Origin of the sequence: Actinomadura meridiana (assembly GCF_039537545.1) — a bacterium.
In the GTDB taxonomy this organism is placed as follows: Bacteria; Actinomycetota; Actinomycetes; order Streptosporangiales; family Streptosporangiaceae; genus Spirillospora; species Spirillospora meridiana.
In genome coordinates this window covers 149,359-163,054 of the sequence record NZ_BAABAS010000029.1, presented here as the reverse complement: position 1 = coordinate 163,054, position 13,696 = coordinate 149,359, and the positions used below count along the sequence as shown (strand labels likewise).

Annotated in this window: 13 protein-coding genes and 1 pseudogene; 6 read left to right on the top strand and 8 right to left on the bottom strand. The window is 73.2% G+C overall.

Going from position 1 to position 13,696, the window contains the following annotated elements:
• Positions 1-2: 2 nt before the first annotated feature.
• Positions 3-821 carry an AraC family transcriptional regulator gene (locus ABD808_RS35790; RefSeq protein WP_344907032.1) on the bottom strand — a complete coding sequence of 273 codons (819 nt, stop codon included), beginning with the start codon at positions 819-821 and terminating at the stop codon, positions 3-5.
• A gap of 62 nt (positions 822-883) precedes the next feature.
• Between ABD808_RS35790 and ABD808_RS35785 the strand changes: the two genes are divergently transcribed.
• Entirely contained in the window at positions 884-1,294 is a 411-nt protein-coding gene (locus ABD808_RS35785; RefSeq protein WP_344907028.1) for a DUF2000 family protein, read from the top strand.
• A gap of 21 nt (positions 1,295-1,315) precedes the next feature.
• Here the strand turns inward: ABD808_RS35785 and ABD808_RS35780 are convergent, their stop codons facing one another.
• On the bottom strand, positions 1,316-1,558 hold the full coding sequence (locus tag ABD808_RS35780; RefSeq protein ID WP_344907025.1) for a hypothetical protein: 243 nt from the start codon (positions 1,556-1,558) through the stop codon (positions 1,316-1,318).
• Positions 1,559-1,775: 217 nt separating this feature from the next.
• On the opposite strand from ABD808_RS35780, the gene ABD808_RS35775 reads away from it, so the two are divergent.
• Positions 1,776-3,449, top strand: coding sequence for a hypothetical protein (locus tag ABD808_RS35775; RefSeq protein ID WP_344907022.1), 1,674 nt, complete (start codon positions 1,776-1,778; stop codon positions 3,447-3,449).
• A gap of 64 nt (positions 3,450-3,513) precedes the next feature.
• Here the strand turns inward: ABD808_RS35775 and ABD808_RS35770 are convergent, their stop codons facing one another.
• Positions 3,514-4,287 carry an SDR family NAD(P)-dependent oxidoreductase gene (locus ABD808_RS35770; protein WP_344907020.1) on the bottom strand — a complete coding sequence of 258 codons (774 nt, stop codon included), beginning with the start codon at positions 4,285-4,287 and terminating at the stop codon, positions 3,514-3,516.
• A 102-nt stretch (positions 4,288-4,389) separates the two neighbouring features.
• Between ABD808_RS35770 and ABD808_RS35765 the strand changes: the two genes are divergently transcribed.
• Complete coding sequence (locus ABD808_RS35765) at positions 4,390-5,217, top strand: helix-turn-helix domain-containing protein (RefSeq protein WP_344907017.1); 828 nt, start codon at positions 4,390-4,392, stop codon at positions 5,215-5,217.
• A gap of 63 nt (positions 5,218-5,280) precedes the next feature.
• Positions 5,281-6,018, top strand: coding sequence for a thioesterase II family protein (locus tag ABD808_RS35760; protein ID WP_344907014.1), 738 nt, complete (start codon positions 5,281-5,283; stop codon positions 6,016-6,018).
• Between the two features lie 92 nt (positions 6,019-6,110).
• Here the strand turns inward: ABD808_RS35760 and ABD808_RS35755 are convergent, their stop codons facing one another.
• Both ABD808_RS35755 and ABD808_RS35750 read right to left on the bottom strand, forming a co-directional pair.
• Positions 6,111-7,178: a S1 family peptidase gene (locus ABD808_RS35755; RefSeq protein WP_344907011.1), complete on the bottom strand. Its 1,068-nt coding sequence runs from the start codon at positions 7,176-7,178 to the stop codon at positions 6,111-6,113.
• 203 nt (positions 7,179-7,381) lie between these two features.
• Entirely contained in the window at positions 7,382-8,122 is a 741-nt protein-coding gene (locus ABD808_RS35750; protein ID WP_344907009.1) for a S1 family peptidase, read from the bottom strand.
• 252 nt (positions 8,123-8,374) lie between these two features.
• On the opposite strand from ABD808_RS35750, the gene ABD808_RS35745 reads away from it, so the two are divergent.
• Positions 8,375-9,328, top strand: coding sequence for an ornithine cyclodeaminase family protein (locus tag ABD808_RS35745; protein WP_344907006.1), 954 nt, complete (start codon positions 8,375-8,377; stop codon positions 9,326-9,328).
• Positions 9,329-9,500: 172 nt separating this feature from the next.
• On the top strand, positions 9,501-10,106 hold the full coding sequence (locus ABD808_RS35740) for a response regulator transcription factor (protein WP_344907003.1): 606 nt from the start codon (positions 9,501-9,503) through the stop codon (positions 10,104-10,106).
• 243 nt (positions 10,107-10,349) lie between these two features.
• On the opposite strand, the pseudogene ABD808_RS35735 reads toward ABD808_RS35740, so the two are convergent.
• The 3 genes and pseudogenes from ABD808_RS35735 to ABD808_RS35725 all read right to left on the bottom strand — a co-directional run.
• Positions 10,350-10,919 (bottom strand): annotated as a pseudogene (locus ABD808_RS35735) (ATP-binding cassette domain-containing protein); the annotation flags it as partial.
• A gap of 893 nt (positions 10,920-11,812) precedes the next feature.
• Positions 11,813-13,489, bottom strand: coding sequence for an ATP-binding cassette domain-containing protein (locus ABD808_RS35730; RefSeq protein ID WP_344907000.1), 1,677 nt, complete (start codon positions 13,487-13,489; stop codon positions 11,813-11,815).
• A 90-nt stretch (positions 13,490-13,579) separates the two neighbouring features.
• Positions 13,580-13,690: a SapB/AmfS family lanthipeptide gene (locus ABD808_RS35725; RefSeq protein ID WP_344906997.1), complete on the bottom strand. Its 111-nt coding sequence runs from the start codon at positions 13,688-13,690 to the stop codon at positions 13,580-13,582.
• Positions 13,691-13,696 lie beyond the last annotated feature (6 nt).

The window sequence follows — 13,696 nt, the reverse complement described above, 5'->3', positions numbered from 1 at the left end:
CCTCAGCCCGTGGCGGCACTCCGGTAGTTTCCGGGCGTCATGCCATAACAACGGACGAACCAGCGCGTCAGATGGCTCTGGTCGGCGAAGCCCGTCGCGGCCGCCACGTCGCCGATCGCGCCGCCCCGGGCGAGCATCCGGCGGGCGGCGCGCAGCCGGAGCTGCCGCTGGTAGTCGCTCGGCGCCATCCCGTACGCGCGCCGGAACCCCCGGTAGAGGGCGAACCGGCTGCACCCGGCCGCCTCGGCCAGCGCGTCGGCCCCGACGTCGTCCAGGTAGGACTCCTGGAGCCGCCGCCGCGCCCGCTCCACAGTGCCAGTCAGAGGGCCCGTCGCGGACGTGGCGCGCACGCCCCGGGTCGCGGCCCGCGCCGACATCGCCCCGACCGTCGCGGTGAGCAGCTCGTCCCGCCGCAGGGCGGACGCGCCGCCGAGCAGCGCCGCGTGCAGCCCGCGCAGGTTCCGCGCCAGGACGGGATCGGTCACCACGGGCGAGTCGAACAGTGGAAGCGCGGCCGTACCGCCCGCGATGTCGGCCAGCACACCGGACACCAGCTCCGGCCCGATGTGCACGATCCGGTACGTGAAGCCCAGGTCGTCGGCGGCGTGGCCGTCGTGCGGGTCGTCCGGGTTGAACGCGATCACCATCCCTGTCGCGCTGGTGTGCGCGCCGCCCCGGCACCGGAACGCCTGGTATCCGTCCTCGGTGACGCCGAACGAGTACGTCTCGTGGCTGTGCCGGTGGTAGGCGTGCCGCTCGAAATGCGCGTGCATCGCCTCCAGCGGACGGTCCGCCGAGCGCCAGTACCTGCTCCAGTCCACGTTTCCAGTGTGGCGCACGAGCGTTCAAGACGATCCGTCCTGGTGAGCGCGACCCTGGACGCATGCGCTTCGACACCAAGATCGGGATCGTGGTCCGGGACGACCTGGCCGCGTGGCAGCGACTCAACGTGACCGCGTTCCTGGCCGGCGCCGTCGCGGGCGGCGTCCCGGACGTGATCGGCGAGCCGTACGAGGACGCGTCCGGCAACGCCTATCTGGCCATGTTCCGGCAGCCCGTCCTCGTCTACGAGGCCGACGCCGGGGCGATCCTGACGGCCCATGGCCGCGCCCTCGCCCGCGAGCTGCCCATCGCCGTCTACATCGAGGACATGTTCAAGACGGGCCACGACGAGGCGAACCGGGAGACCGTCCGCGCCGTCACCGCCGACGCGATGCCCCTCGTCGGCTTCGCCGTGCACGGCCCGCGCAACGGCGTGGACAAGGTGCTGAAGGGCCTGCGGCTGCACCCCTGAGCCCGCCCGAGGGGAACGAGGTCAAGGCGCCCAGTCGTGCGGCCCCAGCACGTATCCGTCGCTGGTCGAATGCAGGTGGTTGATCGACACCAGGTGCCCGAGCGCGGCCCACAGGTCCTCCTCGGGCCCGTCCACGAGCCGCCCGACCGTCTCGAAGTCGGCGGCCCGGCCGTCCTTGTCGAGTTCCGCCACGGTCTCGTACACGATCAGCTCGAAGTCCGTGAGCTCCTGGACGTCCCCCCGCCGTACGAATCGCTCGTCCATGGACAAATCATTCCCACTCCACCTCGGCTAACCGTCGTTATCGACGGCCGGGCGGACAGGGGTGTGATCTCAGTCATATGACCGGGCGGTCGCGGTTGAGTAGGGTGATCTTGTCATTCCGGGACGGAACTCCCCGCAGGTGCGGTCCTTCCGAGGATCACTCCGTCCGGTTCTGCGCCCACTCACGACCTCTGTCATCGCACAGAAGGGAAACTCGGTGAGGCGCTGGAGAACAGCCCTGATCAGTGCTGTCGCGCTCGCGGCATTACTAGTCCCCGTACAGTCGGCCGTCGCGGACGGCCCCGGCGAACCCCGGCAACGAGACGCGAAACCCGGGCCGTCGTACCAGCTCGGTCACGGCAAGAAGAAGACCCAGGCCCGCGCCAGCGCGCTGGCCGACCACACGATCACCCTTCGCGGCGTCGACATCAACGGCCAGCCGGTCGCGCCGCTCGCGAGTCTCATCGACCTCGGCACCGGCACGGAGTACATCCTCAGCCAGTCCGGTGGGACGCTCACGGGAACGGTCCCGGACGGCGACTACAGCCTCACCGCGATCGTCCTCACGGGCAACCCGTACGCGCCGGACGACCTGGCGCTCTACGGCGACCCGACCCTCACGGTCGGCGGCGACGTCGACCTCACCATGGACGCCAGGACGGCGACGGAGATCAGCTCGGTCAGCCCGTCCGCGACGGCCACGGAGTACCAGAGCCACGCCCAGCTCGTGCAGACGATCGCCGGGCAGGTGATCACCACGACGGTGAGCGGCACGCCCACCACCGGGCTGCGCGCCTGGCCGTCGGCGAGCACCACCCGGCCCTACTACTTCACGTACTCGGAGTGCAAGACCGAGCCGCTGACCACGCTGCCCTCGCCGCGCGTCTACAAGCTGGCGTTCCCGACGACCGGGCAGATCCCGACCAACCTGACGTTCACCGCCCCGGAGAGCAGCCTGGCCCTGGTGAACACCACGTACGCCTCGCAGGGGGTGGCGTCCGACGGTGTCGGTCCGCACGCCACGATCGTCGACTACGACGGCATCGGCGGCTCCGTGGTGGGGCTCACGAACCCCGCGTCGGCACCGAGCACCCAGCGGGTCTACTACACCGCGAACGGCGTGAAGTGGCGGAGCGACTACTTCTACGTCGTGGGCGGCTACCAGGTCGCCGAGCGGGACACCGGGCCGCGCACGTTCACTGCTGGCACCACGACATCCGAGACGTGGCACAAGGCCGCGTTCGGGCCCACGATGCCGGTCGGGCATGGGCAGGGGACGCTCATCGCCCGCCCGCTGCTGGCCGACACGGGGACGCTCGGCCACGAGAACTTCTCCGGCAACTACAGCGACGGCACCACCGGCACACTCACCCTCTACCGCAACGGCACGCTGGTCGGTCAGAGCACCAACCCGTTGGCCGGTGACTGGACCGTACCCGCCGCTGCCGCGAACTACCGGCTCGACCTGGCCGTGCAGCGCACGGTCCCGTGGTCGCTGTACGCCAAGAAGATCAACACGAGCTGGACGTTCCCGTCCGCGGAACGTCCCGGCGACCCGTTCGCCGACCAGCGCGACCTGCTGCAGCCGAGGATTACAGGGGCCTTCGACAGCAGCGGGCGCGCTCCGTCCGGCACCACCTTCCCGCTGGACGTCGTCGCCCAGCGCGCCGCCGACGGGAGCGCCGTCACGTCGGTCTCGCTGAAGGCGTCGTTCAACGACGGCGTCACGTGGACCACCGTCCCGCTGACCGCCAACGGCACCGACCGCTGGACGGCCAACGTCACCCACCCGTCCGTCAACAACGGCTACGTGGCCCTGCGCTTCACGGCCTCCGACAGTTCCGGGTTCGCGGTGCAGCAGACCGTGACCCGCGCCTACGGCTTGAACTGACACGGCTTGAACTAGTCGCCGTCGCCGTCGCGGCCCCGGGTGCCTCGTGCGCCCGGGGCCGTGCCTACTGCGCGGTCCAGCCGCCGTCCACGGGGACCAGGGCGCCGGTGATGAAGCTGGCCGCGTCGCTGGCGAGGAACGCGACCGTCTCGGCGACCTCCTCGGGGGCGCCGATGCGGCCGATCGGGTGCGCCGGGCCGAACGACGCCAGCATCTCGCGGCCGTTCTCGACGACGCCCTCCATGATGTCGGTGTCGATCACGCCCGGCAGGACGGCGTTGGAGCGGATCCCCTTCGGTCCGCCCTCGATGGCCAGCACCTTCGTCATCTGGACGAGCGCGCCCTTGGACGCGGCGTAGGCCGTCTGCGTCGCGAACGCGACCACCGACGAGACGGACGCGATCGACACGATCGCCCCGCCGCCGCCCGCCTCCATCACGCGGAACGCCTCGCGCGCCTGGACGAAGTTGCCTCGCGCGTTGACGCGCAGGATTCCCTCGAAGTCGTCGACGGTGGTCTCGGTGATCGGCTTGTTCAGGGTACGGCCCGCGTTGTTGACGAGGATGTCGAGCCGCCCGAAGCGGTCCACGGCGAGGCGCGCGGTGGCGCGGGCGAGGTCCTCGTCGGCGACGTCGCCGACCAGCGCGGCCACGTCGTCCCCGGCGAGGTCCTCGACCGCCGGGGAGCGGTCGGTGACGACGAGGCGGGCGCCCCGGGCCCGGAGCAGGTCGGCGGTGGCGCGGCCGATGCCGCGGGCGGCGCCGGTGACGACGGCGACGCGGCCGGTCAGGTCCCAGGCGGTGGGGAGGTTCTGCGTCTTGTGGTCTTTCGCGGTCATGTCCTCGACGATGGCCGACCCGGCCGCGCGGTGACAGGCCGGGATGTTCCTGGGAGTGGTGCACCCAGGAACGCCCTTGCGGCGCGGCCTAGCATGGCGAGCATGACGCGCACCGATCTCGGCGCCTACCTGCGGGCGCGGCGCGACCAGGTCGCCCCGGCCGACGCCGGGCTGCCCGTCGTGGGACTGCGTCGCGTGCCCGGCCTGCGCCGCGAGGAGGTGGCGATGCTCGCCGGGGTCAGCGCCGACTACTACGTCCGGCTCGAACAGGGCCGGGAGCGCAACCCGTCCGCGCAGGTGATCGAGGCGCTGGCGGCCGCGCTGCGGCTGGAGGACGACGCCCGCGGCCACCTGTTCCGGCTGGCCGGGCTGAGCCCGCGCGGCCGTGGCGCCGCCGTGCCCGACCGCGTCGACCCGAGCCTGCTCCAGCTCATGGACGCCTGGCCCGACAACCCGGCGATCGTCTACAACCGCGCCTACGACGTGCTCGCGTCCAACGTGCTGGCCGACGCGCTGTTCCACGACTGGGCGCACTCCCGCAACCTGATGCACGTCGTGTTCACCGACCCGGCGGCGCGCGGGTTCTACCGCGACTGGCACGAGGTGGCGCGCAACAGCGTCGCGGGGTTCCGGCTCGGCCTCGGTGAGGCGCCCGACGACCCCCGCGTCCGGCACGTGCTCACCGAACTGCTGGAACGCAGCCCCGAGTTCGCCGAACTGTGGGCCCGGCATGACGCGCGTGGCAAGGCGCTGGAGCGCAAACGTTTCCGGCACCGCGAGGTCGGCGACCTCACGTTGACGATGCAGACGTTCGACGTCCGGTCGTCTCCGGGGCAGGAACTGGTCGTCTACCACGCGGAACCCGGGTCGGACAGCGCGGCGGCCCTGACGCTCCTCGGTTCGCTCGCGGCGACGTCGCGGCCCCAGTAGCCTGGCGGCGGGCGACCCCGCGAAAAGAGCAGCGCGAGAAGAGCAGGACGAGGAGTTGGTCACGTGAGCTGGTTCCGCTGCGCCGATCCCCGCCCCGGGGCGCCGACGCGGTTGGTCTGCCTTCCGCACGCGGGCGGGTCCGCGGTCTTCTACCGGACCTGGGCGAAGGAGATCAGCCCGGCCGTGGAGGTGCACGCCGTCCAGTACCCGGGCCGCGCCGACCGGATGGGGGACGCGCTCGTCACCGACGCGGGAAGCCTCGCCCACCAGATCGTCGACGCGATGGCGCCGCTGGTCGACCGTCCCGTCGCGCTGTTCGGGCACAGCATGGGCGCCGTCCTGGCGTACGAGGTGGCGCGGCTGCTCCAGGCGCGGGGCGACGCGCCGGTGCACCTGTTCGCGTCGGGCGCGCGTCCGCCGCACGACCGCGGTGACGACCGCGTCCACGAGCGCGACGACGACGGCGTCGTCGCGGAGCTGACGAAGCTCGGCGGCACCGACGCCGACGCGCTGCGCGACCCGGAGCTGCGGGAGCTGGTCCTGCCGTACGTGCGCAACGACTTCGCGCTCATCGAGACCTACGCCCACCGGGACGGGACGCGCCTGGACGTCCCCGTCACCACGATCATCGGCGACGCCGACCCGCACGTGAACGAGGCGCAGGCGGCCCGCTGGGCGGAGGTCACCGACGGGCCGTTCGCCCTGACCGTGTTGCCGGGCGGCCACTTCTACCTGGCGGACCGGCGGGCGGACGTCATCGCGGAGATAGTCCGCGCCCTGGACGTCCCAGCCGTCCCCTAGCTCACCGAAGACGGGCAGTTTCGCGAGGACGGGCGAAGGGCCGCCCCGCGGGAGTCGTCGCGGGAGCGGCCCTTCTGGGTGCACCAGTCGGTCTAGTAGACGGTCAGGCCGTACACCTGCATGGGCTCGGTGACGGGCTGGAAGTACGTCGTCCCGCCGGAGGAGCAGTTGCCGCTGCCGCCGGAGGTCATGCCGAGCGCGGTCGAGCCGGAGAACAGCGAACCGCCGCTGTCGCCGGGCTCGGCGCACACGTTGGTGCGGATGAGGCCCGTGACGGAGCCCTCCTGGTAGTTCACCGTGGCGTTGAGCTGGTTGACGGAGCCGCTGTGCACCTGGGTGGTGCTGCCGCTGCGCGTGACCTGCTGCCCGACCGTGGCGCTGCCCGCGCCGGTGATGTCCCGGGAGCCCTGGCCGTACAGGCTGACGGCGCCCTGGGTGTCGGCCGGCGTCGACGTGTACTTGACGATGCCGTAGTCGTTACCGGGGAAGCTGCTTCCCGCGGTGGTGCCGAGCGTCCGCCCGGAGCTGTCGGTCCACGTCGAGCCGATGTTGGTGCAGTGCCCGGCGGTGATGAAGTAGTACTCGTTCCCCTTCTTGGCGTTGAAGCCGAGCGAGCAACGGGACCCGCCGGTCTTGATGGCCTCGCCGCCGAGCGTGAACTTCCGGAACGTCCCGGACACGCGCTCGGTGCGGACGGCCGACCCGTACTTGGCGGCCTGCGCCTGGACCTTCTTCAGCTTCGCGCCGGTGACGCTGCTGTCGATGGACAGCAGCACCTGGTTGGTCGCCGGGTCGACGGCCCACGCGGTGCCGGGGACCGCCGCGTCCTGCTTGAGCCCGTTCATGACCTTCGTCAGGTACGAGCCCTTGCGCGCGACCGTCTTCGGCACGGCGCCCGCGTCGCGCACGGTCTGCGCGGCCTTGGCGTCGGTGACGGTGACGACCAGCTCACCGCCCTTCAGGTAGGAGCCCGCGGTGCGGGCGCCCAGCTGCTTGGCGAGGGCGGTCGACAGCTCGCCGGGGCCCGCGGGAGCGGTGGCGGCGACGGGAGCGGCGGACGGAGCGGAGTTGGCGGGGGCGATGGTGAGGGCGCCGGCCACCAGCCCGGCGGACGCGGTGGTGACGGTGACGGCGAGCACACGCCTCTTGGTGATCTTCACTTTGTGGTGCCTCCACGGGGGATTGGGCGCACCCTGGTGGTGCGCCGGAGGTCCTGCACATGGTGTGGGAACCGTCAAGGGAGACGTAAGACGCATAAGGTGACCAATTCAGGACAGAGCGCTTGTCACCCTGACGACGGATCGGTGGTCAGAGCGGGAACCGCACTGGCCACGTGGACCGTTGGAACGGATTCGCGGTGGGGTCAGTAGATCTCCAATCCGTAAGCCTGGAGCGGCTCGGCGATCGGCTGGACGTAGGCGGTCCCGCCGCTGGAGCAGGTGCCGCCGACGATGATCCCGATCGCGCGGGAGCCGGCGAACACGGGCGCGCCGCTGTCGCCCGGCTGGACGCACAGCGTGGTGCGGATCAGCCCGGTGACGGCGCCCTCCTGGTTGTTGACGGTCACGTTCAGCGCGGTGACCGTGCCGGTCGTCGCGCCGCTGGTGCCGCCGAGGCCGGTCACCTGCTGCCCGACCGTGGGACTCATGGCGCCGGTGATGTCGTGGAACTCGCCGCCGACGCGGACGCCGCCGCGTGTGTCGCCCGGGGTGGAGACGTACTTGACGATGCCGTAGTCGTCGCCGGGGAAGCTGCTGCCCGAGCTGTGGCCGAGCAGCTGCGTCAACTCGCGGTCGGCGTACCAGGAGGTGGCCGACTTCACGCAGTGACCCGCGGACAGGAAGAAGTATGTGTCGCCCTTCCTGAGGTTGAAGCCGAGCGTGCAGCGGCCCGAGCTGGAGTAGATGGGGTCGCCGCCCAGGACGACCGGGGCGGACGGCCCGGCGACGCGCTCGGGCACGTGCTCATGAATGCGCTCGGCGCGGACGGCGGGGGACACGGCGGGGGACACGGCCGCGGCGGGAGCGGCGAGGGCGGCTGCCACCAGCCAGGACGCGGCCAGAACGGCGACGGCGCCGCGCAGGCGGGTGGGACGGATGGTCATGGTGAGCCTCCAGGGGGAGCGGGCGCACCCGGATGGTGCGTCGGAGGTCACCTGACATGCTGAAAGACGGCGGAACACCGACGTAAGACAAGAAAGTGACTAATCACATCGGTGTCGCTTGTCAGCATGGGTGCGGGACGCGGCCCGGAATCGGGGAAGGATGACATGTTCAACGGTTTCGCCCGGACGGGCAGCCCAATGGCTCCGCCCCGGTAGTGACGCCGCGGGGCGCGGGGACGGGAGAATAGTCCGGTGACGCTACTTTTGACCCGTTCCGACCTTGAGGGGCTGCTCGACGCGGCCGGTTGCCTGGACGCGCTGCGCCGGGGCTTCGCCGCCGAGCCGGGCGAGGCGACCGCGCGCCGGGTGATCGGACGGCTCCCCGGCCAGGGCACCGCGACGGCGCTGCTGCCCGGCCTGGTCGAGGGAATCCCCGCCTACACCGTGAAGGTCAACGCCAAGTTCCCCGGCAGCAGGCCCGCGCTGCGCGGCGTCGTGTGCCTGCACGACCTCGGCACCGGCGAGCTGCTCGCGCAGCTCGACTCGGCCACCGTGACCGCGTGGCGGACGGGCCTGGCCGCCGCGCTCGGCACGCACGCGCTGGCCCGTCCCGGCGCGGACACCGTCGCGGTGATCGGCGCCGGGGCGCAGGCGGAGCTGGTGCTGCGCGGACTCGGCGAGCTGCGGGAGCCGCGCGGCCTCACCGTCTGCGACCTGGACGCGGGCCGCGCCGCCCGGTTCGCCGAGCGGCACGGGTCCCGGCTCGGGGTTCGCGCGGACGTCGTGGCCGACCCGCGCGCCGCCGTCGCGGACGCGGGCATCGTCGTCATGGCGACCTGGGCGCGCCGCCCGCTCCTGCACGCCGCGGACGTGGCGCCCGGCACGCACATCACGTCCCTCGGCGCGGACGAGCCGGGCAAGGCCGAGCTGGGCGCCGACCTGCTGGAGGACGCCCGCGTCGTGGTCGACGACGTGCCCCTCGCCGTCGAGATGGGGGTGCTGGCCGAGGCGGGGCTGGACGTCAAGCACGCCGCCGGGACCCTGCGCGACGTGCTGTGCAACCAGGTGCCGGGACGGGTGCGGACCAGCGAGGTCACCGTGTACGCGCCGGTCGGCCTCCCCTGGCAGGACCTCGCGGTCGGCTGGGTCGCCTACCGGGCGGCCCGCGAGGCGGGTGCCGGGACCGAGTTCGACTTCCTTTCGTGATGATCCCTGACCGGGCATTTCCTGGTATGGGTCGTCCGAATTGTCGTTTTGATCCGGCCTTTGCAATAACGCCATGAATAGTGTTGACTCCGGGCGGTAGATCGTCCGCCTGACCCATGCCGTCAGGGTGGCCCCATCGGGCCCGCCGCCGGTTGCCGTCCAGGAGGCGAAAATGATTCGGATTTTGCTCGCCGAGGGGGCGCCTCTCCTTCGCGGCGGGCTCGTCGCCCTGTTAGAAGGAAACACGGACTTCGACGTCGTCGCCGCGATCGGCTCCGGGGAGCAGGTGTTGCGGACGGCGCGCAGACAACGTCCCGACGTCGCGCTGATCGACGTCGGGCTCCCGGGACTGGACGGCTTCTCCGCCTCGTGCGCGCTCCGCGAAGCCGTGCCCGAGTGTCGGACCGTTCTCATGGCGGGCCGGTGTCGCAACGGCGACCTGCGGCGGGCGCTGGCGGCGCGCGCCGCCGGGCTCGTGCTGAAGGACACCTCGCCCACCGACCTCGTCGACGCCATCCGCCGGGCCGCGGACGGCGCCCGCGTCATCGACCCCGACATGGCCTTCATGGAGTTGTGCTCGGCCAAGAACCCCCTCACCGACCGGGAGGCCGAGGTCCTGTCGCTCGCGTCACGGGGTGCGTCCGCGGCGCAGATCGCCGAGGACCTCTTCCTGACGATCGGAACCGTCCGCAACCATCTGTCCCGCATCAACCGCAAGATCGGGGCGCAGAACAGGATCCACGCCATCCGGATCGCCGAGGAGGCCGGATGGCTGTGATCCCCCCTCCCAGCGTCCGATGAGGTCGCGGTAGAGGGGCGACACGGCGGGCAGGTCGGCGTGCCGTCCGGTCCGCGCTCGGGTGCCGTCCAGGACCAGGACGCGCCGCGCCCGCTCCGCCGAGCTGATCCGGTGCGCGATGACGATCAGCGTGCTCCCCGGCCGGGTGGACGCGCGCCGCGCGAACGCGCCCTCCGCGCGTGCCTCGGCGGCCGCGTCGAGCCGGTAGGCGGCCTCGTCCAGGATGACGAGCGGTTGCGGCGCGAGGTAGGCGCGGCACAGCGCGATCAGCTGCCGATCCGCCTCCGGCAGGTCCGCCGGGACGACCCGCGCGTCGTACCCGCCGACGTCGGCGACGAGCCGTTCCAGCCCCACCTCCGCGACGGCCAGCTCCACCTCGTCCGGCTCGGCGTCGGGCGCGTAGTAGGTCAGGTTCTCGCGCAGGGTGCCGGTGAACACGTACGCCTCCTGCGGGATGAGGACGCGCCGGTCAGGGTCGCCGGGGGGCAGGCCGTCCACCAGCACCTGCCCGGCGGTCGGCGCGACGACGCCCGCGATGAGGGCGGCGAGCGTCGACTTCCCGATGCCGCTCGGGCCCACCACGGCGAGGTGGTCGCCGTCCGGGACGACGAGGTCCAGGTCCTCGATCACCGGTCGCGCGCCCTCCCCGTAGGCGAACGAGACGCCGCGCAGCTCGACGGCCGGGGCGTCCCGCACCTCCTCCGGCGGGACGGGTCGAGCGGCGCGATCGGGCGCGCTCGTCTCCAGGATGCGGCCGAGGGTCACCACCAGGCGCAGCCCGCTGCCGCCCATGCCCTGCATCAGCGTTCGCAGCGCGGGCTGGAGGCCGTGCAGGACGTAGGTCAGCGTTCCGATCAGCGTCCCCGGGGTGGCGCCGCGCCGCATCAGCGCGGGCGCCGCGGCGAGGACGAGCAGCAGCGGCAGCCAGGCGCTCACCGCGAGCGCCGTGGCCCGGAACGCCGCGAACCGGGCCACCGCCCGGCCCGCCGCCGCCTGCGCCTCCACCGCGGCGCCCAGCTCTTCCCGCAGCGCCGCCTCGCCGCCGCAGGCGACGGCGTCCCGCAGCCCCTCGGCGAGCGCCGTGGTCCGTTCGGCGATGTCCTCCTCGCCGACCACCAGGTCCCGCTGCCGGACGGCCGCCGCGCCGAACGCCGCGCCGAACAGCACCAGCCCGAGCAGCATCGGCGGCAGCACCAGCAGCGCCACCACCGGCATCAGGGTCAGCAGGCCGAGCAGCGCCGCACCGGCGGCGAACAGGAAGCCGCGCACGATGACGAGCAGGCCGCCGAACGTGTCCCGGACGATCTCCACCTGGTGCGTGAGCCGCGCCACGGCTCCCCGGTCGGGCCTGCCGCCGAGGGACCGGCGCAGCGCCCCGTCCACGACCCGCCGGACGAGGTCGTCGCGGAACGGCTCCACGATCGCGGCGAGCGCCGGATACAGGCGGCGGCTTCCCAACGCCCCGGCGGCGGCCGCGACGGCGAGGACCCCGAGCCAGGTCACCGCGCCGGTCGTGTCTCCGGTGCGGAAGGCGTCGACCGCCTCGCCGACGGCGCGGCCGAACACCGCCGTCGGCACCGCCTCCACCAGCGACCACGCGGCGGCCCGCGCGACGGCGCGGGGCCGGGCCCGGATCGCGTCACCGACCGTGCCGCGCAGGACCCGCGCGGCTTCACGTCTGCTCCTCACCGGGTGCCTCCGAACAGGACGCGGTAGTCGGGGTCGTCCCACAGGTCGGCGTGCGGGGCGAGCGCGCGGACGCGGCCGTCCTCCAGCCAGGCGACGAGGTCGGCGCGGGCCGCCGTGGACGCCCGGTGCGTGACGATCAGGCGGGTGCGGTCGGCGAGCCGGTCCAGCAGCGCGTCGGTGATCTGGAGTTCGGTGACGGTGTCGAGGCTGGACGTCGCGTCGTCCAGGACGAGGACCCGTCCGGCGTGCGCGAACGCCCGCGCGAGCCCCATGCGCTGGAGTTCACCGCCCGACATGGGCGCGTCGGCGAGCGGGGTCGCGTACCCGTGCGGGAGGCGGCCGATGAAGTCGTCGGCGCGGGCGGCCCGCGCTGCGTCCCGGAGCCGGGAGTCCGGCGGCCGGGCGGGGCCGAACGCGAGGGCGTCCTCGACGGTGCCGCCGAACAGCGCGGGCCGGGCGAACGCGTACCCGATCTCGCGGCGCAGCGCCGTGTGGGTGAGGCGGGGGAGCGGAGTCCCGTCGAGGAGGATCTCGCCGCCGTCGGGGTCGGTGAGGCGCCCGGCGAGCGCGGCCAGCTCCGACGCGCCCGAGCGCCCGGTGACGGCGACGGCCATCCCGCCGGGGACGGTGAGGTTCAGGCCGTCGAACGTGCCGCCGGTGACGTCGCGGAACTCCAGGCTCCCCGGGCCGGGCGGCGCGTGCTCGGTGCCGTGCGCGGGTGCGGGCAGCGCGAGGATCTCGGCGGCGCGGGCGGCGCCCGCGCGGGCGCGGGCGAGCCGTAGCAACTGCGTCAGGACGGGTCCGAACCCGGCGGCGAGCCCCGCGTACTGGACGACCGCGACCAGCTCGCCCGGCGTGATCCGGCCCGCGGCCAGCTCCGTGCCCGCGATTCCCACGGCCGCGATCTGGAGGAGCAGCAGCGTCAGCATCCCGCGCGCCGCGATGCCGCCCTGCACGCGCCACAGCGCCTCGCCCTCGGCGCGCAGCCCGGGCAGCGGTTCCAGGATGCGGCCGGTCTCGCGGTCGACGGTTCCGGCGGCGGCGATCGTCCGGCATCCGGCGAGGGCCTCGGCGAGCCGTCCCGCGATGGTGCCCTGGACGTTCAGGTAACGGTGCGCGGTCGCGCTGATGTCGCGGACGAACGCGCGCAGCAGCAGTGCGATCGCGGGCAGCGCCACCGCGATGGCGGCGGCGACCCGCCAGTCGATCAGGAACAGCGCGGCCAGCGCCCCGGCGGCGGGCAGCACCCCGACCGCGGCCTCCGGCCCGGCGGCGGGCGCCACCCCGGCCTCGGCCGCGCCGCCGACGACCCGTCCGGCGACGTCACCGGGCGGGACGCGCAACGCCGGGCCGACCGCCAGGACGTGCCGGACGAGGCCGTGCCGGAGCCACGCCGTCGCCCGCGCGGCCGCGCACCCGGTCGCGAGTTCCGACAGCACCTCCGCCATGGCCGACAGCGTGACGAGCGCGACGCACGGCCACACCGCCGCACTCGCCGGGGCCCCGCCGGGCGGGACGGCGTCGATCGCCCTGGCCAGCGCGTAGGGGAGCAGCACGACGGCGGCGGCGTCCACCACCGCGGCGGCGGCGACGAGCGCCGTCCAGCCGCGGGCGCGCCCGGCGGCGCGCAGCAGAAGCCGGTTTGCGCCGTGTGAGCCGGGAATGGGAGTCATCGAGTCCTACCTTCGTTTCTGGGGGGCGACCCCCAGACCCACGGCGACGGCCATGGTCCCCGCTGGGAGGACCATGGCCGCGCTGCACCGCTACAGGCAGATGGTGACACTGTGCGAGCTGTGGCAGAGCACGGAGAGGCTGCTGTTGCCGCCGTGACCGCCGTTCTCGCTCACCATTCCTTGAAGGTCGAGAAGCGCCATGTTTCT